This window comes from Pseudomonas sp. FBCC-B35 (assembly GCF_059133755.1).
Genome location: NZ_CP101439.1, coordinates 3,749,910 through 3,772,267, shown reverse-complemented (window position 1 = coordinate 3,772,267; position 22,358 = coordinate 3,749,910). Strand labels below are relative to the sequence as shown.

Here is a 22,358-nt window from a genome sequence, read left to right as displayed (position 1 = left end):
CATTGGCTATGACGAGACGGACAGGGAGGGGGTATCGCGTAAAAATAAATCCCAGGCGCCCAGCAGGGCGTACGGCGCTGCCGCGGGTGGGCTGGTAGCGGTTAAGGCAGGCGCATCAGTTCAGGATGACCAGCGCTGGATACTCATGCAGTTGTGCCGAGGTGATATGGGCCAATGCACGTAGCGCCTCAAGCGGCTGGTCAAGGCGGTAGTTGCCGGTGACGGCGATGTTCTCCAGCCGTTCATTGCGATTGATGATCCAGCCGGGGTAATAGCGGCGCAGCTCGGCCAGCACCTGGCTCAAGGGGCAATTTTCGAAGACCAGGCGCCCATCGACCCAGGCCAGGTCCTTGCGCATGTCCAGTTGCCTGCGTGCACCGAGCCCGTCGGGCCCGACGCGAATGCTCTGACCGGCCTGCAAACGGATGCGTTGGACGCGGCCCCCTTGCACGTCGACGTCGACGTCGCCGCGTTGCACCTTGACCCAAGCCTGGCCATCGAGCAGGCGCACGGCAAAATCGGTGTCGCGTGCCTGGGCGCGCAGAGGGCCGGCTTGCACTTCGAGCGGTGCCGGCGCGCCCTTGGGCACCTGGAAGTATGCCTCGCCTTGCAGCAGGCGGGCGACCTGCCGCCCGTCATTGCGCTCGCTGGCAAACGCTGACTGGGTATTGAGCAGCACCCGGGCATCGTCCTGAAGGTTCACCCGGTGGCGTTCCCCCGCGACCGTCAGGTGATCAGCCTGCAGGCGCACTGGCACGTTGCCGAACGTGAACAGGCCTACCAGCAGCGCGGCAGCGGTGGCCAGCGGTTTCCACTGGCGACGCAGGCGACCTGCGCGAGGGCGCGATGGGTAGCCCTGCAGCTGTGCAGCGGCCTGCTTGAGCGCTGCGCCGTTCCACAATGCCTCGGCTTGCACGAACGCTTCGGCATTTTCGGGAGCGGCTTGCAGCCAGGTTTCGAATGCGAGGTGGTCGGCGGGCTCGGCGGTTTCAAGACGGACCAGCCACGCCAAAGCCTCGTCCGTGGCACGACGACGCGCATTGGGCCTGGTGGGTGACGGGCGATGTTCGGGGCTGTCGGTCACGGTGAGTCCTTGAGCGGGCGTGCGCAGATGATCAGGGCGCTGGCGCGATGTGGCAAGCGGGCCTCATCGCGGCGGCCCGTCAGGCGTCCAGGCGCTGGGCGACACCCAGGCAGATACCCATGATCAACTTCAGCTCCTTTTGCACCGTGCTCACAGAAACCCCCAGCTGCTGGGCGATTTCGAGAGAGGTGGCGCCGTGCAGCCGGCTTAGCGTGAAGATCCTTTGCTGGCGTGGCGTCAGTTGCTTCAGGCTTTCGCTCAGGTGGCGCAGCAGGTGCTGGGCATGTGCAGCATCCTCGTTGCTGCTGGCGGGCACGGCGACATTGTTCACTACCTCGTCAGCCACGTCGTCGACAAGGGTTCGGGCCTGTACCCGGCGGGCACGCAAGTGGTCGAGCGCAAGGTTGCGGGCGGTCTGAAAGACGAAGGGTTCGATGTGCTGGACCGAACGCTCGCCCAGTGCGCGTGAGACGCGCAAGTAGGTTTCCTGAAGCAGGTCTTCGGCCGTGCAACGGTTGCCTACCATGCGCTGGAGCGTGCGGAGCAAGATGGGCCTCTGGCTGAGGAATACGGAATTGAACCGGGACTGACTCACGGAGCGACCTGACCTGACAAGCGGCCAATGATAATGCTTATCATCCGTGCTTGAGGTCAAGCTGCGAAATGTAGGCAAATCGTAACGGCGCCGCGAGTATCGCCGGTGCCGCAGAGCGGCTACGGCGATACGAGCTCGATGCCCCAGCACCTGTTACCAGTTGTCAGGGCGTGCTGGCACAGCCGTTACTGAGCGCGGCAGAGCGCCAGACAGTTGTCCAGCATGCGGTTGGAGAAGCCCCACTCGTTGTCGTACCAGGCCAGCACCTTGAGCATGCGCCCATTGGCCCGTGTGTGGTTGGCATCGAAGATCGACGACAGCGGGTTGTGGTTGAAGTCGCACGAGACCAAGGGCAGGGCGTTATAGCCCAATACTCGCGAATGCTTGCTGGCCTCGAGGAACAGCTGGTTGACCTGTTCGGCCGTGGCTTCGCGCTTGAGGTTGACGGTGAGGTCCACCAGCGACACGTTGATCACCGGTACCCGCACGGCCATGCCGGTCAGCTTGCCGGCCAGCTCCGGCAGTACCAGGCCCACGGCCTCGGCGGCGCCAGTCTTGCTGGGGATCATCGACTGGGTGGCCGAACGGGCGCGGTAGGGGTCGCTGTGGTACACGTCGGTCAGCACCTGGTCGTTGGTGTAGGCATGGATGGTGGTCATCAGGCCTTGCTCGATACCGAACTCGCGGTGCAGCACCTGGGCGATGGGCGCCAGGCAGTTGGTGGTGCAGGAGGCGTTGGAAATGACCTGATGCGAGGCGCGCAGCACGTCGTGGTTGACGCCATACACCACGGTGGCATCAGCGCCCTTGGCCGGCGCCGAGACGATCACCTTGCCCGCGCCGGCAGCGATGTGCGCAGCGGCCTTGTCGCGCTCGGTGAACAGCCCTGTGCATTCGAAGACCACATCGATCGCCAGGGCTTTCCAGGGCAGTTCGGCCGGGTTGCGAATGGCGCTCACCGCGATGCGGTCGCCGTTGACGGTCAGGCTTTCGTGGTCGGCTTCGACGCTGGCCTCGAAGGTGCCGTGCACGCTGTCGTACTTGAGCAAGTGGGCGTTCATGGTGCTGTCGCCCAGGTCGTTGATGGCGACGACCTGCATGTCCTGGCGGTAGCCCTGGGTATAGAGTGCGCGCAGGACATTGCGCCCGATGCGGCCGAATCCGTTGATGGCGATGCGAAGGGTCATGGCGATACCTCTGGCAGTCCGAGTCAAACCTGTGGCACAAAGGTGCTTCACTGAAACGGTTTTGTTGTTGGAATTACAAGATTATTCAGTTGCAGATAGAAAACAAGCCTTTTTAGTGGCAGTATTTTGTTTAAACCTACAACGAGCGGTTCGATCGTGAGCCTACCGAAGCAGTGCGCGCCTGTCCTTTGAGCCTAGGCGGCAATCGGCCGGGCACGATCACTTGGTAAACCGCCCTTACAATTAGCCTGGAGTCCAGTACATGCACCCGCGCATCCTTGAGGTCACCCAACGGCTGGTCGAGCGTAGCCGCGCCACCCGCGAACGCTACCTGCAGCTGATCCGCGGGGCCGCCAGCGAGGGCCCGATGCGTGCCAGCCTGCAATGCGCCAACTTCGCCCATGGCGTGGCCGGTTGCGGCAGCGAGGACAAACAGACCCTGCGCCTGATGAATGCCGCCAACGTGGCCATCGTCTCGGCCTACAACGACATGTTGTCGGCCCACCAGCCCTACCTGCATTTTCCCGAACAGATCAAGCAGGCCCTGCGCGAAGTCGGCTCGGTAGGCCAGTTCGCCGGCGGTGTGCCGGCCATGTGCGATGGCGTCACCCAGGGCGAGCCGGGCATGGAACTGGCCATCGCCAGCCGTGAAGTGATCGCCATGTCCACTGCCGTGGCGTTGTCCCACAACATGTTCGACGCGGCCCTGATGCTGGGCATCTGCGACAAGATCGTGCCGGGCCTGATGATGGGGGCCTTGCGCTTTGGTCACTTGCCCACGGTGTTCGTACCGGGCGGGCCGATGGTCTCGGGTATTTCCAACAAGCAGAAAGCCGATGTGCGCCAGCGTTATGCCGAAGGCAAGGCCAGCCGAGAGGAACTGCTGGAATCGGAAATGCAGTCCTACCACGGCCCTGGCACCTGCACCTTCTACGGCACGGCCAACACCAACCAGCTGGTGATGGAAGTGATGGGGCTGCACCTACCGGGTGCTTCTTTCGTCAACCCCTACACGCCGCTGCGCGACGCGCTGACCGCCGAGGCGGCGCAACAGGTCACGCGCATGACCAAGGCCAGCGGCACCTTCATGCCCCTGGGCGAAATCGTCGACGAGAAGGCGCTGGTCAACTCGATCGTGGCCCTGCATGCCACAGGCGGTTCCACCAACCATACCCTGCACATTCCGGCCATAGCCCAGGCCGCCGGTATCCAGCTGACCTGGCAGGACATGGCCGACCTGTCCGAAGTGGTACCGACCCTGTCCCACGTCTACCCCAACGGCAAGGCCGACATCAACCACTTCCAGGCCGCCGGCGGCATGGCGTTCCTGATCCGCGAGCTGCTCGATGCCGGTTTGCTGCACGAGGACGTCAACACCGTCGCCGGCCCTGGCCTGCGTCGCTACACCCAGGAGCCGTTCCTGGAGGACGGCAAGCTGGTCTGGCGCGAAGGGCCACAGCAGAGCCTGGACGAAAGCATCCTGCGGCCCGTGGCGCGGCCGTTCTCCGCCGAAGGCGGGTTGCGGGTGATGGAAGGCAACCTGGGGCGTGGCGTGATGAAAGTCTCCGCCGTGGCTCCAGAGCACCGCGTGGTCGAGGCGCCGGCGCGCATCTTTCACGATCAGCAGTCATTGGCCGACGCCTTCAAGGCAGGCGAGCTGGAGCGGGACTTCGTCGCAGTGGTGCGCTTCCAGGGCCCGCGCTGCAACGGCATGCCGGAGCTGCACAAACTCACCCCGTTCCTTGGCGTGCTGCAGGATCGCGGGTACAAGGTAGCCCTGGTGACCGATGGGCGCATGTCCGGTGCATCGGGCAAGATCCCCGCCGCCATTCACGTGTGCCCCGAAGCTTATGACGGCGGCCCGCTGGCACGGCTGCGCGATGGTGATATCGTGCGGGTCGATGGCGCTGAAGGTACATTGCGGGTAATGGTATCGGCCGACGAGCTGGCCCTGCGTGACCTGGCGACCGCGCCCCAGGGCAATGACCTGGGCTGCGGGCGCGAGCTGTTCGGCTTCATGCGCATGGCGTTCAGCCCGGCAGAGCAGGGCGCCAGCGCCTTTACCTCTGCCCTGGAGAACCTGAAATGAATGACCTGCTGGTTGGCGACATCGGCGGCACCAATGCCCGTTTTGCGTTATGGCGTGACAACCAGCTGCACGAGGTGAAGGTATTCGCCACCGAGGACTACACAAGCCCGGAACAGGCCATCGAAGCGTATTTTGAAGCCCTGGCCATACCGCGGGGTGGCGTAGCCGCTGCTTGCCTGGCGGTGGCCGGCCCGGTCGATGGCGATGAGTTTCGCTTCACCAACAACCATTGGCGCCTGAGCCGGACCGCCTTTTGCCAACGCTTACAGATCGGGCACCTGTTGCTGATCAACGATTTCACCGCCATGGCCCTTGGCATGACCCGCCTGCGCGAGGGTGAGTGTCGAGAAGTCTGCCCAGGTCAGGCCGATCCGCTGCGCCCGGCGCTGGTCATCGGACCCGGTACAGGCCTGGGTGTCGGCTCGCTGTTGCGCCTGGGGGGCAAGCACTGGCATGCCTTGCCAGGCGAAGGCGGGCACGTCGACCTGCCGGTGGGCAATGCCCGAGAGGCGGCGATCCATCAGTACATCCATGGCCAGATCGGCCATGTCAGTGCCGAGACGGTGCTCAGCGGCGGCGGGCTGGTGCGCCTGTACCAGGCCATCTGCGCCCTGGATGGTGAAAATCCGCGACACACTTCGCCGGCGCAGATCACCGATGCGGCCCTGGGTGGCGAGCCGCGGGCGCGGGCGGTGATCGAGCAATTCTGCCGGTTCCTGGGACGCGTGGCGGGCAACAACGTGCTTACCCTGGGCGCGCGTGGTGGGGTATATATCGTCGGCGGCGTGATCCCACGCTTTGCCGAGCTGTTCCTGCGCAGCGGTTTCGCCGACAGTTTCGGCGACAAAGGCTGCATGAGCGGTTACTTCCAAGGCGTGCCCGTATGGCTGGTGACTGCCGAGTTTTCCGGGCTGCTGGGCGCTGGCGTGGCCTTGCAGCAAGCGCTGGATCAGGGCTAGGCGCCTGGGCTCCCTGCAAGGCGACACAGGTCAGCGGGCAACAAGACCCGCCACCACAAAAGGACATCCCCCTTGAGCACTGCCGGCAAATCCATCCTGATGGTCGACGACGATCAGGAAATTCGCGAACTGTTGCAAACCTACCTCAGCCGCTCGGGCTTTCAGGTCAATGCCCAGGCCGATGGCGCCGGGTTTCGTCATGCCCTGGACACCACCGCTTGTGACCTGGTTATCCTGGACGTCATGCTGCCGGACGAGGACGGTTTCAGCCTGTGCCGATGGGTACGCCAGCACCCGCGTCATGCGCGGGTGCCCATCATCATGTTGACGGCAAGCTCGGACGAGACCGATCGGGTCATCGGGCTCGAGCTTGGCGCCGATGATTACCTGGGCAAGCCGTTCAGCCCGCGTGAACTGCAGGCCCGCATCAAAGCCTTGCTGCGCCGCGCCGAGTTCGGGCAAGCAGCGCCGGGTGGGGCGGTGCTGGCATTCGACGATTGGCGGCTCGACACGGTCAGCCATCGCCTGTTCCACCGCGACGGAGAGGAGGTGATTCTCTCGGGCGCGGACTTTGCGCTGCTCAAGCTGTTTCTGGACCACCCCCAGCAGATCCTCGACCGCGATACCATCGGCAACGCCACGCGAGGGCGAGAGCCGATGCCACTGGACCGCATCGTGGACATGGCCGTCAGCCGTCTGCGCCAGCGCTTGCGCGACACCGAGAAGCCACCCCGGCTGATCCGCACCGTGCGTGGCAGCGGCTACCTGCTGGCGACCCATGTCTGCACTGCACCCTGAGCGGCGGTGGCGCCTGCTGCCACGTTCGCTGCTGGGGCGCATGCTGCTGCTGACCTTGCTGGTGGTTCTGCTGGCCCAAGGGCTGTCGAGCATCATCTGGGTGGCCCAGCTGCGCGCCAGCCAGTTGCAAGGGCTGCGTGCCAGTGCCAGCAGCCTGGCCCACTCGATGAGCGCCAGCGTCAGTTACTTTCGCTCGCTGCCCGTTGCTTACCGGCCAATGGTGCTCGACCAGTTGCGCAGCATGGGAGGCACGCGGTTTTTCGTTTCGCTGAACGCCAAGCCGCTGGACATGCAGATGCTGCCTGTCACGCCGCGCAAGCAGGCAGTGATGGAGGTGTTCCAGCAAGTGCTGCATGAGCGTCTAGGGCCGCAGATGGACATTTCCGTCGAATTCGTCGACCCCGACGAACTGCGCATCTTCAACAGCGGGCTCAAGCTCGACGAGCTGCCAAGGTCATGGGCCCATTATTCGCTCACCCTCGAACCGCTCAATCCGCCGGTACTGGTCACCCAGATTCGTCTGGCCGAAGGCGAATGGCTGTACATCGCCTCGTTGTTGCCCGAGCCCTATACCAGCCTGGAAGCCGAGCGTCTGCCGCGCCAGCAGATCGGCTTCATCGTCCTGACTACGGCATTGTTGTTGCTGTTCATCGGGCTGCTGGTGCAATGGCAGAGCTGGCCGCTCAAGCGCCTGGCCCGTGCAGCGCGGGAGCTGTCACTGGGCGCCGATGTTGCGCCTGTGGCCGAAGGCGGCGGCAGCGAGGTGGTAGAGGTGGGCCGGGCCTTCAACAGCATGCGCGAGCGGATCAGCCGTTACCTCACCGAGCGTAGCCAATTGTTCAGCGCCATCTCCCACGACCTGCGTACGCCCATCACCCGGCTTCGCCTGCGTGTCGAACTGCTTGAAGACGAGCACCTGCAAGCCAAGTTCAGCCAGGACCTGGACGAACTGGAATTGCTGGTAAAGGGCGCGCTGCAATGCGTGAAGGACACCGACATTCACGAGAACATCGAGCCGGTGGACCTCAATCATATCCTCGAACTGCTGGCCGAGCCGTACCTGCGAGACGGTAGGATCATACTCGAAGGGCATGCCCTGGCGCCGTATCCGGGCAAGCCACTGGCATTGCGGCGCTGCATCGGCAACCTGATCGACAACGCCATCAAGTACGGCGAGCGGGCGCGGCTGCGTATCATCGACGGTGCGGCAGGCTTCGTCCTGCAGGTCGATGATCAGGGGCCTGGGGTGCCGCAACAGCAGATGGAGCAGGTGTTCGAACCCCATGTGCGGCTGGCCGGTCATCAGCAAGGCTATGGGCTGGGGTTGGGCATTGCCCGCAACATCGCCCACAGCCACGGTGGCGAGGTCAGCCTGCTCAATCTGCGCGAAGGCGGCTTGCGGGTGACCTTGTACCTGCCACGGGGCGTGGACTGACCCACCTGTACGCGTTGAACGTGCACCTGCGCGCAGAGGGCCAAATGTCACGGGCACGTGACAATCATGCCCGCGTTCGTGACACCCCACGTGGCCTGGCTGGCTAGAATCGGCACACGACTGGCAAGGACCTCGCTGGCGATGAACAATGATCTTTCTTCACAGGTGTCCTGGCTCCAAGCTCCGGGGCACACCGCATGGCGGCTGGCCGAGGGGCAGCGGTTGCTGGCCTTCGCCAGGGCTGCACGGCTCGCAGAAGGGTTTGGTGACCTGGATGCGGCAGGCAGGCTTGCCCTTGATGCAAGCGCCCAGACCCTGACCACTGCCCGCATGACCCACTGTTTCGCCCTGGCTCACCTTCAAGGCCTGCCGGGCCACCTAGGGCTGGCTGCCCACGGTGTGAGTGCCCTGCGCGGCCCCCTGAAGGATGCGCGCTACGGCGGCTGGTTTGCCCAGGCGGGCGGCCGTCAGGACAGTGGCAAGGATGCGTACCTGCATGCGTTCGTCGCCCTGGCCGCCAGCTCCGCCGTGGTGGCGGGCGTCGATGATGCTGAGGCCTTGCTGAGCGACGCCATCGACATCATCGAGCGGCATTTCTGGAGCGAGGAGGAAGGTGCGCTTCGCGAAGCCTACGCCCGCGCCTGGCAGATGCCCGAGCCCTACCGCGGCGCCAACAGCAACATGCACGCGACCGAGGCGTTCCTGGCCCTGGCCGATGTCACCGGCAACCCAGTGTGGTTGCACCGCGCCTTGCGCATTGCCGAGCGCATCATCCATGCCCACGCGGCTGCCAACGGCTACCGAGTGGTAGAACACTTCGACGTCTTCTGGCGGCCGCTCAAGGACTACAACCAAGCACACCCGGCCGACCACTTCCGACCCTACGGCACGACGCCTGGGCATGCCTTCGAGTGGGCGCGGCTTCTGCTTCATCTGGAGGCCAGCCTGGCCCGCTGCGGGCACCAGCCCCCGCCATGGCTGGTCGACAGTGCCCGCGCCCTGTTCGACGCCGCCTGCGCACAGGCGTGGAGCGTCGATGGCCAGCCTGGCTTCGTCTACACCCTCGGCTGGGATGATCAGCCACGGGTACGCGCCCGGCTGCATTGGGTTCACGCCGAAGCCTGCGCATGCGCAGCAGCCCTGTTGCAGCGCACGGGGCAGGCGCGCTTCGAGCAGTGGTATCGGCGCTGCTGGGACTTCATCACCGAGCATTTCATCGATCTTGAAGGCGGCAGTTGGCACCACGAACTCGATGCCGACAACCGTCCTGCCGGCACGATATGGCCCGGTAAGCCCGACCTGTACCATGCCTACCAGGCCCTATTGCTACCCGGCCTGCCGCTGGCACGAAGCCTGGCGAGCGGGTTGGCCCTGAATGTAACCAAACGATGACATTCGCGCATCGCTTCGTTACCTGGCGGTGCGCGCACGCTGTTTAGACTCCATGCAACGCAAGCGCACGACTTGCACGGCATAACAACAATAAGGTGTAGAAATGACTTCCTACCTTCGTCTCGCTGCCGCGATCTCCCTGGCATCCCTGTTCCCCCTGACTGCGCACGCTGCCGATGCCAAGGGCACCGTCGAAGTGGTGCACTGGTGGACATCGGGTGGTGAAAAAGCGGCCGTCGATGTGCTCAAGGCCCAGGTCGAGAAAGACGGTTTCACCTGGAAGGACGGCGCCGTGGCCGGCGGCGGCGGCGCTACTGCCATGACCGTGCTCAAAAGCCGAGCGGTGGCTGGCAATCCGCCAGGCGTCGCGCAGATCAAGGGCCCCGACATCCAGGATTGGGCTGCAACCGGCCTGCTCGACAGCGACGTGCTCAAGGATGTGGCCAAGCAGGAAAAGTGGGATGCACTGCTGGACAAGAAAGTCGCCGACACCGTGAAATACGACGGCGACTATGTAGCCGTTCCGGTCAACATCCACCGCACCAACTGGCTGTGGATCAACCCTGAAGCCTTCAAGAAGGCCGGGATCGACAAGGCGCCCGCCACCCTCGATGAGTTCTATGCCGCTGCCGACAAGCTCAAGGCGGCAGGCATCATCCCGCTCGCCCACGGTGGCCAGCCGTGGCAGGACAGCACCGTCTTCGAAAGCGTCGTGCTGTCGGTGATGGGTGTCGACGGCTACAAGAAAGCCATGGTCGACCTGGACAACGATGCCCTGACCGGGCCCGACATGATCAAGGCCCTGACCGAGCTCAAGCGGGTCGCCACGTACATGGACCCCGATGGCAAAGGCCAGGACTGGAACCTGGAAGCTGCCAAGGTCATCAACGGCAAGGCTGGTATGCAGATCATGGGCGACTGGGCCAAGAGCGAGTGGACCTTGGCCAAGAAAACCGCCGGCAAGGACTACCAGTGCGTGCCGTTCCCCGGCACCGAGAAGGCCTTCCTGTACAACATCGATTCGCTGGTGGTGTTCAAGCAGAACGATGAGGGCACAGCTGCCGGCCAGCAGGACATCGCCCGCAAGGTGCTGGGTGAGGAGTTCCAGAAGGTGTTCAGCACCAACAAAGGCTCGATCCCGGTGCGCAACGACATGCTTGCCGACATGGGCAAGTATGGGTTCGATGCGTGCGCCCAGACCTCGGCCAAGGACTTCCTCGCCGACGCCAAGACCGGCGGCCTGCAGCCGAGCATGGCGCACAACATGGCCACGACGCTGGCCGTGCAGGGCGCCTTCTTCGATGTGGTGACCAACTACATCAACGACCCCAAGGCCGACCCGGCAGACGCGGCCAAGAAGCTGGCAGCCGCCATCCGAGCGGCCAAGTAGCCCACGGGCTGGCCAATGCGGCCCGGTGTCGGGGATGCCTGACGGGCCGCTGCGCCATCGTGGCCCGGCGTGACAAGCAGGCTGCGTGGCCCATCGACCTGTGGCTGCGTCAGTCTCGCGCGGCCACCGGCCTCGCACCCCGGTGCTACGTAGCGCCCAAGGCGACCTTCAAACCTGAGCAAGACAGTCGCTGCCGCGCGCCCTGCGCAGCAGCGCCTTCGAGGTGAACCATGACCACTACCACCGCCCGCCTGCGGGCTTCTCCCATGGATGCGCTACAGCGCTGGCTGCCCAAGCTGGTGCTGGCGCCGAGCATGTTCATCGTGCTGGTGGGCTTCTACGGCTACATCCTCTGGACCTTTGTGCTGTCCTTCACCACGTCCACGTTCCTGCCTACCTACAAGTGGGCAGGGCTGGCGCAGTACGTGCGTTTGTTCGACAACGACCGCTGGTGGGTGGCGAGCAAGAACCTGCTGGTGTTCGGCGGGCTGTTCATTACCATCAGCCTGGCGATTGGCGTGCTCCTGGCGGTGCTGCTGGACCAGCGCATTCGCCGCGAGGGGTTCATCCGCACCATTTACCTGTATCCCATGGCCCTGTCGATGATCGTTACCGGCACGGCCTGGAAGTGGTTGCTCAACCCTGGCATGGGGCTGGACAAGCTGCTGCGCGACTGGGGCTGGGAGGGCTTTCGCCTGGACTGGCTGCTGGACCCGGACCGGGTGGTGTACTGCCTGGTGATCGCGGCCGTGTGGCAGGCCTCGGGTTTCATCATGGCGATGTTCCTCGCCGGCCTGCGGGGCGTCGATCCCTCGATCATCCGCGCCGCCCAGATCGACGGTGCCAGCCTGCCGCGCATCTATTGGCGCGTGGTGCTGCCCAGCTTGCGCCCGGTGTTCTTCAGCTCGGTGATGATCCTCTCGCACATCGCCATCAAGAGCTTCGACCTGGTTGCTGCGATGACGGCAGGCGGGCCCGGCTATTCGTCTGACCTGCCGGCGATGTTCATGTATGCCTTCACCTTCAGCCGCGGGCAGATGGGCATGGGCTCGGCCAGTGCCATCCTCATGCTGGGGGCGATCCTGGCCATCCTGGTGCCTTACCTGTATTCAGAGTTGCGGAGCAAACGCCATGCATAGCCCTGTCGACAAACCCGCGCTCAGCCCCAGCCGGCTCGCCATCCATGCCGTGCTGCTGATCGCCGTGGTGCTGTACCTGGTGCCACTGGTGGTGATGCTGCTGACCAGTTTCAAAACCCCCGAGGACATCAGTACCGGCAACCTGCTCAGCTGGCCGACAGCGATCACGGCCATTGGCTGGGTCAAGGCCTGGGGCACGGTCAGCGGCTATTTCTGGAACTCGATTTTGATCACCGTGCCCGCGGTGCTGATTTCCACCACCATTGGTGCGCTCAATGGCTATGTGCTGTCGATGTGGCGCTTCCGTGGCTCGCAGCTGTTCTTCGGCCTGCTGTTGTTCGGCTGCTTCCTGCCGTTCCAGACGGTGCTGCTGCCGGCCTCGTTCACCCTGGGCAAGCTCGGGTTGGCCAGTACCACCACCGGCCTGGTGCTGGTACATGTGGTCTATGGCCTGGCCTTCACCACACTGTTCTTTCGCAACTTCTACGTCAGCATTCCCGATGCCCTGGTCAAGGCCGCACGGCTGGACGGGGCAGGGTTCTTCACCATCTTCAGGCGCATCATCCTGCCCATGTCAACGCCGATCATCATGGTCTGCCTGATCTGGCAGTTCACCCAGATCTGGAACGACTTCCTGTTCGGCGTGGTGTTCTCCAGTGGCGACTCGCAACCCATCACGGTGGCCTTGAACAACCTGGTCAATACCAGCACCGGGGCCAAGGAGTACAACGTCGACATGGCCGCCGCGATGATCGCCGGCCTGCCGACCCTGCTGGTGTACGTGGTGGCAGGCAAATATTTCGTGCGCGGGCTCACGGCCGGCGCGGTTAAGGGGTAAGTCATGGCAACGCTCGAACTTCGCAACGTGAACAAAACCTACGGTGCCGGGCTGCCGGATACCCTCAAGGACATCCAGCTGTCGATCAAGGACGGTGAGTTCCTGATCCTGGTCGGCCCTTCGGGCTGCGGCAAGTCGACCTTGATGAACTGCATCGCCGGGCTTGAGCAGATCACCGGTGGCGCCATCCTGATCGACCAGCAGGACGTCAGCGGCATGAGCCCCAAGGACCGTGACATCGCCATGGTGTTCCAGTCCTATGCGCTGTACCCGACCATGACCGTGCGCGAGAACATCGAATTTGGCCTGAAGATCCGCAAGATGCCCCAAGCCGCCATCGACGAGGAGGTGGCGCGGGTGGCCAAGCTGCTGCAGATCGAGCACCTGCTGGCGCGCAAGCCGGCGCAACTGTCTGGCGGTCAGCAGCAGCGCGTGGCCATGGGCAGGGCGCTGGCGCGCCGGCCGAAGATCTACCTGTTCGATGAACCGTTGTCCAACCTCGATGCCAAGTTACGGGTCGAGATGCGCACTGAAATGAAACTGATGCACCAGCGCCTGAAAACCACCACCGTCTACGTCACCCATGATCAGATCGAGGCTATGACCCTGGGTGACAAGGTAGCTGTCATGAAGGACGGCATCATCCAGCAGTTCGGTACGCCTCAGCAGATCTACAACGACCCGGCCAACCAGTTCGTCGCAAGCTTCATTGGCTCGCCGCCCATGAACTTCGTGCCGGCGCGGCTGGTTGCACAAGGCGGTCAGCTGCATGCGGTACTCAACAGTGGCCAGGCACGCTGCGAGCTGCCCCTGCCCGGCGCCGACCTGGGCCTGGAAGGGCGCGAAATCGTCCTGGGCATTCGTCCCGAGCAGATTGCCCTGGGCGCCGAGGGTGGCAACGGCGGGCCAAGCATTCGCGCCCAGGTACAGGTCACCGAGCCCACCGGCCCGGACATGCTGGTGTTCGTGACACTCAACCAGACCAAGGTGTGCTGCCGACTGGCCCCCGACGTCGCCTGCCAGGTAGGCGACACCCTGGCCCTGCAGTTCGACCCGGCGCGGGTGCTGCTGTTCGACGCCCAGAGCGGCGAGCGCCTGCAGGCAAACCGTATCGCCAATACCGTCAAGGACAACATGGCTGCCCTCGGTGGCCGTTGAATCGTCTACACCATCAATAAGAAAAAGAGGACGCAACGCAATGGAACAGCGCAATCGTATTACCACCTGGGGCTCACTGGCGTTGCTTGCGCCGCTGGCGATGGCCGTCAGTACTGGCCTGCAGGCTGCCGAAGCTTTCTCCAGCGAGTCGAAATGGATGACCGGTGATTGGGGCGGCACCCGCACCGAGCTGCTGGAAAAAGGCTACGACTTCACCGTCGATTACGTTGGCGAAGTGGCCAGCAACCTCCACGGTGGCTACAACAACGACAAGACCGCCCGCTACAGCGACCAGTTCGCCTTGGGTGCGCACTTGGACCTGCAGAAGATCTTCGGCTGGCACGATGCCGAATTCAAACTGGCCATCACCGAGCGAAGCGGTCGCAACCTGTCCAACGACCGCATCAGCGACCCACGCGCCGGGCAGTTCAGCTCGGTGCAGGAAGTGTGGGGACGCGGCCAGACCTGGCGCTTGACCCAGATGTGGTTCAAACAGAAGTACTTCGACGGCGCGCTGGATGTGAAATTCGGCCGCTTCGGGCCGGGCGAGGACTTCAACAGTTTCCCTTGCGACTTCCAGAACCTGGCGTTCTGCGGCTCGCAAGTGGGTAACTGGGTGGGCGGTATCTGGTACAACTGGCCCGTCAGCCAATGGGCGACGCGCGTCAAGTACAACGTCACCCCCGAGTTCTATGTACAAGTCGGTGCCTACGAGCAGAACCCGTCCAACCTGGAAACCGGCAATGGCTTCAAGCTGAGCGGCAGCGGCACCAAGGGCGCGATCCTGCCGGTGGAAATGGTCTGGACGCCGAAGCTCAACGGCCTGCCCGGCGAATACCGCCTGGGCTATTACTACAGCACCGCCGATGCCGAAGATGTGTACAAGGACGTCAACGGCAACGCCCAAGGGCTCAGTGGTTCGGGCTTCAAGTCGCACTCTAGCAAGCACGGCTGGTGGGTGGTGGCGCAACAGCAGGTGACGGCCCAGGCGGGCGACGTCAACCGCGGGCTGAGCCTGTTCGCCAACTTCACGGTGCACGACAAGGCCACCAACGTGGTCGACAACTACCAGCAGGTGGGCATGGTCTACAAAGGCGCCTTCGACGCCCGGCCCAAGGATGATATCGGTTTCGGTATCGCCCGCATCCACGTCAATGACGATGTGCGCAAGCGTGCGCGCCAGCTCAACGACATGAGCGGCATCAACGACTACGACAACCCAGGCTTCGTCCCGCTGCAACGTACCGAGTACAACGCCGAGCTGTACTACGGCTTCCACGTCACCAACTGGCTGACCGTGCGGCCGAACCTTCAGTACATCAAGAGCCCCGGCGGCGTGGATGAAGTGGACAATGCGCTGGTGGCAGGCCTGAAGATTCAGTCGTCTTTCTAAGCGCATTTGTTGTAAATTTACGCCAATCCCGTTTGGCGCCCGGCAACCACTGACCTGCAGTGGTTGCCGTGGACAGGCCAAGACAGCGCTACCTCAAACAACAAGAGCCCTGCACCATGCCTGAGCATCCGCTCCATCGCTTCTTCGCCGCACGGCGGCCCCGGCCGACGTTCGAATGGGAGCGCTACCAGCAGCGCGATGTACTGATCATCGATCACCCCCTGTGCCAGGCGGCTTTCAGTCGCCAGGGGGCACAGTTGCTGCATTTCCAGCCCACAGGTGAACGGCCCTGGCTGTGGTGCGCAGAACAGTGGCCACAGGTGGGCGCCATTCGCGGCGGGGTGCCGGTCTGCTGGCCCTGGTACGGGCGCCATCCCAGTGAAGACCTGTGGCCTGCCCACGGTTGGGCCCGCCTGCTGGACTGGAAGCTGATGGACAGTCATGAGGATGAGCAGGGCGTGGTCCTCAAGTGGCGCCTGGAACTGTGCGACTGGCAGGTCGACCTGGAGGCGCGGCTGGGCAGCCGCATGGAGTTGAGCCTGAGCACCGAGCATCAGGACAGCGAGCCGTGCCAGTTGAGTCATGCCTTGCTGGCCTACTGGCGTATCAGTGACGTGTCGGAGGTAGCGCTGTCCGGGCTCGAGGACATCGAGGGGTACGACCACCTCAACCGTCAGGCATGCCGCCAGGACGGGGCGCTCAAGCCCAAGGGCGGCTGCCAGCGGGTCTATCCGGGCATTCCGCGCGTGCAACTGCATGACCCGGCCTGGCAGCGCCAGCTGTGCATCGACACCGGCGACAGCGACGACACGGTCGTATGGCACCCCGGCAGCCGGCCGCTATTGGGGGTTACCGGGCGCGAGTGCCAGCGTTTCGTGTGTGTGGAGGCTGCCAGCGGCAGCGACGACGGCCTGAGCCTGGCACCGGGGCAGCGCGCGCACTTGAGTCTGCAGGCGCACCGGCTCAGCTGAGTTCGTCGTCCTCGATGGGGTAGCGACTGGCGTTGAGGCTTTCCTTGATTTTGCGCAGGTGTGGCTGGAAATCCACGCCCCGGCGCAAGGTCATGCCGGTGGCCAGCACATCGAGTACGGTCAACTGGATGATGCGCGAGGTCATCGGCATATAGATGTCGGTGTCTTCGGGCAGGGGGATGTGAAGGCTAAGGCTGCAGGCGTTGGCCAGCGGCGACCCGGCCGCTGTCAGGCCCAGCACCGAGGCGCCGTTTTCCCTGGCTAGACGGGCTACTTCCACCAGCTCGCGAGTACGCCCAGTGTAGGAAATGATCACGAACAGGTCGCCAGTATGGGTCACCGAGGCCAGCATGCGTTGCATCAGTACGTCGGCATGCGCCGACACTGCCAGGTTGAAGCGGAAGAACTTGTGCTGGGCATCCAGCGCCACCGGCGCGGAGGCGCCCAGGCCGAAGAAGTGAATCTGCCGAGCCTGGATCATCATGTCGACTGCGCGGCTGACCTGCTGGGGATCCAGCTGCTGGCAGGCACTGTCGAGCGAAGCGATGGCGCTGGCGAAGATTTTCTGGGTATAGGCCGCCGGATCGTCATCGGCCTCCACCGCACGGCTGACGTAGGCAGCGCCGCTGGCCAGGCTTTGCGCCAGTTGCAGTTTCAGCTCCGGGTAACCGCTGACACCGAATGAGCGGCAGAAGCGGTTGACGGTCGGTTCGCTGACCTTGGCCGCCTGGGCCAGCGCCGCGATGCTGAAGCGTGTGGCTTGTTGCGGGTTGAGCAGGATGACTTCGGCGACTTTGCGTTCGGCCTTGTTCAGCTCGTCGAGGCGTCCCTGGATCTGTTCCAGGAGGTTTCTCACGCGGTCCATGGGGTGTCCTTGGGTCGGGAAGACAGCCAGCTGAGGGAGCAGCAGGCCTGTTTGCAGGGTCGTCTATCGTACTGGCGGCGCCGATTGCGCACCACTCGTCTGTCATACATCCGAATAATGTTATGGTTTTTACTACATTTTTCCTTGAAAACCCTAACTGAAAACGGTATTTCTAAATCAACTTTAGGAAAGAACCAACATCATGGCTGCAATCAGTGTCGAACCTTGCACATTTGCCCTGTTTGGCGCCCTGGGCGACCTGGCCCTGCGCAAGCTCTTCCCTGCGCTGTACCAGCTCGACCGCGCCGGGCTATTGCACGCCCAGACGCGCCTGCTGGCGCTGGCGCGTGAGGCTGGCAGCGCCCAGGATCACCTGAACAGCATCGAAGCCCACTTGCGCAAACATGTGCCCGAGGCCGACATCGAGGCTCCGGCGCTCGAGCGCTTCCTGGCAAGGCTCGATTACCAGCACCTGGATTTTCTGCAGCCAGAAGGCTATCAGGCCCTGGCCGCGCAAGTGCCTGACGGGCATCCCCTGATCGCCTACTTCGCCACGGCCGCCGTTGTGTATGGTGCCATCAGCGAAAACCTGGACAAGGCGGGCCTGAGCGAGCGCACCCGTGTGGTACTGGAGAAGCCGATCGGTCACGACCTTGAGTCCTCACGCCGGGTCAATGATGCCGTGGCGCGGTTCTTTCCCGAAAGCCGCGTCTATCGCATCGACCACTACCTGGGCAAGGAGACGGTACAGAACCTGATCGCCTTGCGCTTCGCCAACAGCCTGTTCGAAACCCAATGGAACCAGAACTCCATCTCCCACGTGGAAATCACGGTGGCGGAGAAGGTGGGTATCGAGGGTCGCTGGGGCTACTTCGACAAGGCCGGGCAGTTGCGCGACATGATCCAGAACCACCTGTTGCAGTTGCTGTGCCTGATTGCCATGGACCCGCCGAGCGAGCTGTCGGCCGACGCCATTCGCGACGAGAAGGTCAAGGTGCTCAAGGCGCTGGCGCCAATCACCGGAGACGGGTTGAGCACGCGGGTGGTGCGCGGGCAGTACATTGCCGGCTACAGCGATGGCAAGCCGGTGCCGGGTTACCTTGAAGAAGACAACGCCAACAGCCAGAGCGACACCGAGACCTTCGTCGCTCTGCGCGCCGACATTCGCAACTGGCGCTGGTCGGGCGTGCCGTTCTACCTGCGCACCGGCAAGCGCATGCCGCAAAAGCTGTCGCAGATCGTCATCCACTTCAAGGAAACGCCGCACTACATCTTTGCCCCGGAACAGCGTTTGCAGGTGGGCAACAAGTTGATCATTCGCCTGCAGCCGGACGAAGGTATCTCCCTGCGCGTGATGACCAAGGAGCAAGGGCTGGACAAGGGTATGCAACTGCGCAGTGGCCCGCTGCAACTGAATTTTTCCGACGCCTGGCGTAGCGCGCGGATTCCGGACGCCTATGAACGCTTGCTGCTTGAAGTGATGCGGGGCAACCAGAACCTGTTCGTGCGCAAGGACGAAATCGAGTACGCCTGGAAGTGGTGTGACCAGCTGATTGCCGGCTGGCGCAACACAGGCGACGCCCCCAAGCCCTATGCTGCGGGCAGCTGGGGGCCAATGAGCTCGATTGCTTTGATCACCCGCGATGGGAGGGCCTGGTATGGCGACATCTGAAACATTGTCCGACTTGCAGTTTCCGACGAGCACCGAGGTGCATCAACTGCCCGACGCAAGCACCCTGGCTGACACATTGGCCAAGGATGTGAGTGAGCGCCTGCGGGCGGCCATCGACGCTAAAGGCCAGGCCTGCGTCGTGCTGTCTGGTGGACGCAGCCCGGTGCCTTTTCTCGAGCAACTGGCCAAGCAGGACATGGACTGGAGCAAGGTGACGGTTAGCCTTGCCGATGAGCGCTGGGTGCCGGTGGAGCACGCCGACAGCAATGCCGGCCTGTTGGCCCGGCACCTGCTCACAGGGCAGGCCGCCCAAGCGCGCTTCATTGGCTTGTACCAGCAAGCGCCTTCGCTGGAAGAAGCTGCAGAGCAGGCCGATCGCGCCCTGGCCGATCTGCCGCCCATCGACGTGCTGGTACTGGGTATGGGTGACGATGGCCATACGGCCTCGCTGTTCCCAGCCAGTCCCAACTTGGCCGAGGGCCTTGATCCAAACAATCCCCGCCGTTGCCTACCGCTAATGGCGCCAACCGTTCCCCATCAGCGTCTTTCCATGACCCGATCGCTGCTGGCCACGGCAGGGTTCACCGCATTGTCCGTGCAAGGGCCAGGCAAACTCGCTACCCTGCGCGCCGCGCTGGCGGATGGCGACCTCGCCGAAATGCCCATTCGCGCTTTTCTTCACGCACCCCTGGACATCTACTGGTGCCCATGAGCCAAGGATCCACAGCAATGATCACCCTCGAACGTCCACAGCCCAAGCTCTCGATGGCCGACAAGGCCGCGCGGGTCGACGCCATCTGCGAAGCGGCGCGCATCCTGCCGGTGATCACCATCGCCCGCGAACAGGACATCCTGCCACTGGCCGATGCCCTGGCAGCCGGCGGTATCCGCACGCTGGAAGTAACCCTGCGTTCACAGCATGGCCTGAAGGCCATCGAAGTGCTGCGTGAGCAGCGCCCCGAACTGTGTGTAGGCGCCGGGACGGTGCTCGATCGCGCCATGTTTGCAGCCGTCGAGGCCGCTGGCGCCCAGTTCGTCGTCACGCCCGGCATTACCCAGGATGTGCTCCAAGCAGGTGTGGAGAGCGAAATCCCATTGCTGCCGGGTATCAGCACCCCGTCCGAAATCATGATGGGCTACGCGCTGGGCTACCGCCGTTTCAAGCTGTTCCCCGCCGAAATCAGCGGTGGCGTGGCGGCGATCAAAGCCTTTGCAGGCCCGTTTGGCGATATCCGTTTCTGCCCCACCGGCGGCGTCAACCCGGCCAACGTGCGCAATTACATGGCCTTGGCCAATGTGATGTGTGTAGGCGGCACCTGGATGCTCGACAGCAGCTGGATCAAGAATGGCGACTGGGCTCGCATCGAGGCCTGCAGTGCCGAGGCCATGGCGCTGGTGGACGGTCACTGAATTTCGTTGTGTGCTTTACGGCTTTTTGGGCGCTTGGTCGGCGCCCATTTTTTTGCCTGCCGTTTGCCGCTTGCGGGTGGTGAGCGCGTAGACGGTAGAGGTAAGTGTGCCTTTAGAACGTTGGGGCCGCAAAGCGGCCCCAACAATCCCGAGTCAACAACATCGGCTAAAGAGGCCGCTTTCTCCCTGACAGCACTCAGGCCGCCTTGGCCTCTTGCTGGCTCAGCGAGCGGTTCAGCGCGCTGAACAGGGCCTTGAAGCTGGCTGTGGTGATGTTTTCATCGATACCCACACCGTGCACAGGACGCCCGCCGGCTACACGCAGCTCGATGTAGGCCGCTGCCTTGGCGTTGGTGCCGGCGCCGATGGCATGTTCGTTGTAGTCCATGATTTCGACGGCAACCGGCAGGCCGGCAACCAGGGCTTCCAGGGCGCCATTGCCCTTGCCGCGCCAGTGCAGCGTGGTCTCGCCTTCGCCAGCGACTTCCACTTCCACGGCACTGTGGCCGTTTTCTTCCTGCAGGCGATGGCTGACCAGCGCGTATGGCGCATTGGCTTGCAAGTATTCCTTGTGCAGCAAGCTGTAGATCTGCTGCGCCGTCATTTCCAGGCCCAGGCGGTCGGTTTCGCCCTGCACAACCTGGCTGAACTCGATTTGCATGCGGCGCGGCAGGCTGATGCCGTATTCCTGCTCGAGCAGGTAGGTGATGCCGCCTTTGCCGGACTGGCTGTTGACGCGAATCACGGCCTCGTAGCTACGGCCGATATCGGCCGGGTCGATCGGCAGGTACGGAACTTCCCACAACTCGCCTTCCTGCTGCTTGGCCAGGCCCTTGCGAATGGCATCCTGGTGCGAGCCGGAGAAGGCTGTGTGCACCAGGTCGCCTACGTACGGGTGGCGCGGGTGTACCGGCAGCTGGTTGCATTCTTCGACGACCTTGCGCACACCGTCGATATCGGAGAAATCCAGGCCCGGATCGATGCCCTGGGTGTACAGGTTCAAGGCCAGCGTCACCAGGTCGACGTTGCCGGTACGCTCACCATTGCCGAACAGGCAGCCCTCGGCACGGTCGGCGCCGGCCATCAGGCCCAGCTCGGTCGCGGCGATGCCGGTTCCCCGGTCGTTGTGGCAGTGCAGGCTGATGATCACGCTGTCACGGCGGTTGATGTGGCGGCAGAACCATTCGATCTGGTCGGCGTACACGTTGGGCGTGGCGACTTCGACGGTAGCCGGCAGGTTGAGGATGATCTTGTGCTCGGGTGTAGGGTTCCACACCTCGATGACCGCATCGCACACTTCCTTGGCAAATTCCATCTCGGTAGCGCTGAAGGTTTCGGGCGAGTACTGGAATGTCCAGTGCGTGTCCGGCTGCTGTGCGGCGTATTTGACGAACAGCTTGGCCGCGTTTACCGCGATGTCCTTCACGCCCTGCTTGTCCTGGTTGAAGACGATGCGGCGGAAAGCCGGGCAGGTGGCGTTGTACAGGTGAACGATGGCCTTCTTGGCGCCGCGCAGGGACTCGAAGGTACGGGCAATCAGGTCTTCACGCGCCTGGGTCAGCACCTGGATGGTGGTGTCCTCTGGAATATGACCGTCTTCGATCAAGGTGCGGACGAAGTCGAAGTCGGTTTGCGAGGCCGAAGGGAAGGAGGCTTCAATTTCCTTCACGCCCACTTGCACCAAGGTCTTCCAGAACCGCAGCTTCTTCTCCGCATCCATCGGCTCGATCAGCGACTGGTTACCGTCCCGCAGGTCCGAGCTGCACCAGATGGGCGCCTCGGTGATGGTCTTGGACGGCCAGGTACGGTCGGGCAGGTCGATGGTGGGAAAGGCGCGGTATTTCTTCGAAGGGTCTTTGAGCATGGTCATGGAAGCAATCCTTTTATGTGCGGCCGAGATCGGGCCTGCCGAGCAGTAACGAGGTGGGGGCGAGGCGACGCGATTCAGCCTGGTAGTCGAGCGCTGACCAGGCAGAGGCTGCG

19 protein-coding genes are annotated in these 22,358 nt (G+C 63.5%); 14 read left to right on the top strand and 5 right to left on the bottom strand.

Features of this window, described 5'->3' with window-relative positions:
- Positions 1-115 precede the first annotated feature (115 nt).
- The 3 genes from NMB38_RS17155 to gap form a co-directional block, all read right to left on the bottom strand.
- The gene (locus tag NMB38_RS17155) at positions 116-1,084 is read right to left on the bottom strand and encodes a FecR family protein (RefSeq protein ID WP_027913779.1); all 969 of its coding nucleotides are present in this window, start codon (positions 1,082-1,084) and stop codon (positions 116-118) included.
- A 79-nt stretch (positions 1,085-1,163) separates the two neighbouring features.
- Complete coding sequence (locus tag NMB38_RS17150; protein ID WP_132578330.1) at positions 1,164-1,679, bottom strand: RNA polymerase sigma factor; 516 nt, start codon at positions 1,677-1,679, stop codon at positions 1,164-1,166.
- A gap of 185 nt (positions 1,680-1,864) precedes the next feature.
- Positions 1,865-2,866, bottom strand: coding sequence for a type I glyceraldehyde-3-phosphate dehydrogenase (gene gap / locus NMB38_RS17145; RefSeq protein ID WP_027913781.1), 1,002 nt, complete (start codon positions 2,864-2,866; stop codon positions 1,865-1,867).
- A gap of 262 nt (positions 2,867-3,128) precedes the next feature.
- On the opposite strand from gap, the gene edd reads away from it, so the two are divergent.
- The 11 genes from edd (at position 3,129) to NMB38_RS17090 (ending at position 16,428) form a co-directional block, all read left to right on the top strand.
- The gene (edd, locus tag NMB38_RS17140; protein WP_027913782.1) at positions 3,129-4,955 is read left to right on the top strand and encodes a phosphogluconate dehydratase; all 1,827 of its coding nucleotides are present in this window, start codon (positions 3,129-3,131) and stop codon (positions 4,953-4,955) included.
- Positions 4,952-5,914: a glucokinase gene (locus NMB38_RS17135; RefSeq protein WP_027913783.1), complete on the top strand. Its 963-nt coding sequence runs from the start codon at positions 4,952-4,954 to the stop codon at positions 5,912-5,914. The genes edd and NMB38_RS17135 overlap by 4 nt, the downstream gene beginning before the upstream one ends.
- Positions 5,915-5,986: 72 nt before the next feature.
- Complete coding sequence (gene gltR / locus NMB38_RS17130) at positions 5,987-6,712, top strand: two-component system response regulator GltR (RefSeq protein WP_027913784.1); 726 nt, start codon at positions 5,987-5,989, stop codon at positions 6,710-6,712.
- Positions 6,693-8,147: an ATP-binding protein gene (locus NMB38_RS17125; protein WP_027913785.1), complete on the top strand. Its 1,455-nt coding sequence runs from the start codon at positions 6,693-6,695 to the stop codon at positions 8,145-8,147. Before gltR ends, NMB38_RS17125 begins: the two co-directional genes overlap by 20 nt.
- A 141-nt stretch (positions 8,148-8,288) precedes the next feature.
- Complete coding sequence (locus NMB38_RS17120) at positions 8,289-9,539, top strand: D-mannose isomerase (RefSeq protein WP_027913786.1); 1,251 nt, start codon at positions 8,289-8,291, stop codon at positions 9,537-9,539.
- Between the two features lie 103 nt (positions 9,540-9,642).
- On the top strand, positions 9,643-10,929 hold the full coding sequence (locus tag NMB38_RS17115) for an ABC transporter substrate-binding protein (RefSeq protein WP_027913787.1): 1,287 nt from the start codon (positions 9,643-9,645) through the stop codon (positions 10,927-10,929).
- A gap of 230 nt (positions 10,930-11,159) precedes the next feature.
- A complete protein-coding gene (locus NMB38_RS17110) occupies positions 11,160-12,068 on the top strand; it encodes a carbohydrate ABC transporter permease (RefSeq protein WP_023533407.1) in 909 nt (302 codons plus the stop codon).
- A complete protein-coding gene (locus NMB38_RS17105) occupies positions 12,061-12,906 on the top strand; it encodes a carbohydrate ABC transporter permease (RefSeq protein WP_023533435.1) in 846 nt (281 codons plus the stop codon). Before NMB38_RS17110 ends, NMB38_RS17105 begins: the two co-directional genes overlap by 8 nt.
- A gap of 3 nt (positions 12,907-12,909) precedes the next feature.
- Positions 12,910-14,064 carry an ABC transporter ATP-binding protein gene (locus NMB38_RS17100; RefSeq protein WP_494354845.1) on the top strand — a complete coding sequence of 385 codons (1,155 nt, stop codon included), beginning with the start codon at positions 12,910-12,912 and terminating at the stop codon, positions 14,062-14,064.
- Positions 14,065-14,164: 100 nt separating this feature from the next.
- On the top strand, positions 14,165-15,457 hold the full coding sequence (locus NMB38_RS17095; RefSeq protein ID WP_225806717.1) for a carbohydrate porin: 1,293 nt from the start codon (positions 14,165-14,167) through the stop codon (positions 15,455-15,457).
- Between the two features lie 116 nt (positions 15,458-15,573).
- Positions 15,574-16,428: a D-hexose-6-phosphate mutarotase gene (locus tag NMB38_RS17090; RefSeq protein ID WP_023533397.1), complete on the top strand. Its 855-nt coding sequence runs from the start codon at positions 15,574-15,576 to the stop codon at positions 16,426-16,428.
- On the opposite strand, the gene hexR is transcribed toward NMB38_RS17090, so the two are convergent.
- Entirely contained in the window at positions 16,421-17,284 is an 864-nt protein-coding gene (hexR, locus tag NMB38_RS17085) for a DNA-binding transcriptional regulator HexR (protein WP_173645906.1), read from the bottom strand. The two genes, NMB38_RS17090 and hexR, sit on opposite strands and share 8 nt — an antisense overlap.
- A gap of 211 nt (positions 17,285-17,495) precedes the next feature.
- Here hexR and zwf point away from each other — a divergent pair, with 211 nt between their 5' ends.
- From zwf to NMB38_RS17070, 3 genes are read left to right on the top strand one after another with little or no spacing between them, the layout of a single operon-like run.
- On the top strand, positions 17,496-18,965 hold the full coding sequence (zwf, locus tag NMB38_RS17080; RefSeq protein ID WP_027913791.1) for a glucose-6-phosphate dehydrogenase: 1,470 nt from the start codon (positions 17,496-17,498) through the stop codon (positions 18,963-18,965).
- Complete coding sequence (gene pgl / locus NMB38_RS17075; protein ID WP_371920342.1) at positions 18,952-19,677, top strand: 6-phosphogluconolactonase; 726 nt, start codon at positions 18,952-18,954, stop codon at positions 19,675-19,677. The genes zwf and pgl overlap by 14 nt, the downstream gene beginning before the upstream one ends.
- A 17-nt stretch (positions 19,678-19,694) precedes the next feature.
- Positions 19,695-20,375 (top strand): bifunctional 4-hydroxy-2-oxoglutarate aldolase/2-dehydro-3-deoxy-phosphogluconate aldolase, encoded by a 681-nt coding sequence (locus tag NMB38_RS17070; protein WP_023533406.1) that lies wholly within the window; start codon positions 19,695-19,697, stop codon positions 20,373-20,375.
- Positions 20,376-20,571: 196 nt separating this feature from the next.
- Here NMB38_RS17070 and leuA read toward each other — a convergent pair whose 3' ends face one another.
- Positions 20,572-22,245 carry a 2-isopropylmalate synthase gene (gene leuA, locus NMB38_RS17065; RefSeq protein ID WP_023533308.1) on the bottom strand — a complete coding sequence of 558 codons (1,674 nt, stop codon included), beginning with the start codon at positions 22,243-22,245 and terminating at the stop codon, positions 20,572-20,574.
- Positions 22,246-22,358 lie beyond the last annotated feature (113 nt).

What these genes read in the sequence shown, in the direction of transcription:
- gap (WP_027913781.1), bottom strand. Translation starts at nt 2,866, where the DNA reads ATGACCCTTCGCATCGCCATCAACGGATTCGGCCGCATCGGGCGCAAT.
- edd (WP_027913782.1), top strand. Translation starts at nt 3,129, where the DNA reads ATGCACCCGCGCATCCTTGAGGTCACCCAACGGCTGGTCGAGCGTAGC.
- NMB38_RS17135 (WP_027913783.1), top strand. Translation starts at nt 4,952, where the DNA reads ATGAATGACCTGCTGGTTGGCGACATCGGCGGCACCAATGCCCGTTTT.
- NMB38_RS17125 (WP_027913785.1), top strand. Translation starts at nt 6,693, where the DNA reads ATGTCTGCACTGCACCCTGAGCGGCGGTGGCGCCTGCTGCCACGTTCG.
- NMB38_RS17120 (WP_027913786.1), top strand. Translation starts at nt 8,289, where the DNA reads ATGAACAATGATCTTTCTTCACAGGTGTCCTGGCTCCAAGCTCCGGGG.
- NMB38_RS17115 (WP_027913787.1), top strand. Translation starts at nt 9,643, where the DNA reads ATGACTTCCTACCTTCGTCTCGCTGCCGCGATCTCCCTGGCATCCCTG.
- NMB38_RS17110 (WP_023533407.1), top strand. Translation starts at nt 11,160, where the DNA reads ATGACCACTACCACCGCCCGCCTGCGGGCTTCTCCCATGGATGCGCTA.
- NMB38_RS17105 (WP_023533435.1), top strand. Translation starts at nt 12,061, where the DNA reads ATGCATAGCCCTGTCGACAAACCCGCGCTCAGCCCCAGCCGGCTCGCC.
- NMB38_RS17100 (WP_494354845.1), top strand. Translation starts at nt 12,910, where the DNA reads ATGGCAACGCTCGAACTTCGCAACGTGAACAAAACCTACGGTGCCGGG.
- NMB38_RS17095 (WP_225806717.1), top strand. Translation starts at nt 14,165, where the DNA reads ATGGCCGTCAGTACTGGCCTGCAGGCTGCCGAAGCTTTCTCCAGCGAG.
- NMB38_RS17090 (WP_023533397.1), top strand. Translation starts at nt 15,574, where the DNA reads ATGCCTGAGCATCCGCTCCATCGCTTCTTCGCCGCACGGCGGCCCCGG.
- zwf (WP_027913791.1), top strand. Translation starts at nt 17,496, where the DNA reads ATGGCTGCAATCAGTGTCGAACCTTGCACATTTGCCCTGTTTGGCGCC.
- pgl (WP_371920342.1), top strand. Translation starts at nt 18,952, where the DNA reads ATGGCGACATCTGAAACATTGTCCGACTTGCAGTTTCCGACGAGCACC.
- NMB38_RS17070 (WP_023533406.1), top strand. Translation starts at nt 19,695, where the DNA reads ATGATCACCCTCGAACGTCCACAGCCCAAGCTCTCGATGGCCGACAAG.
- leuA (WP_023533308.1), bottom strand. Translation starts at nt 22,245, where the DNA reads ATGACCATGCTCAAAGACCCTTCGAAGAAATACCGCGCCTTTCCCACC.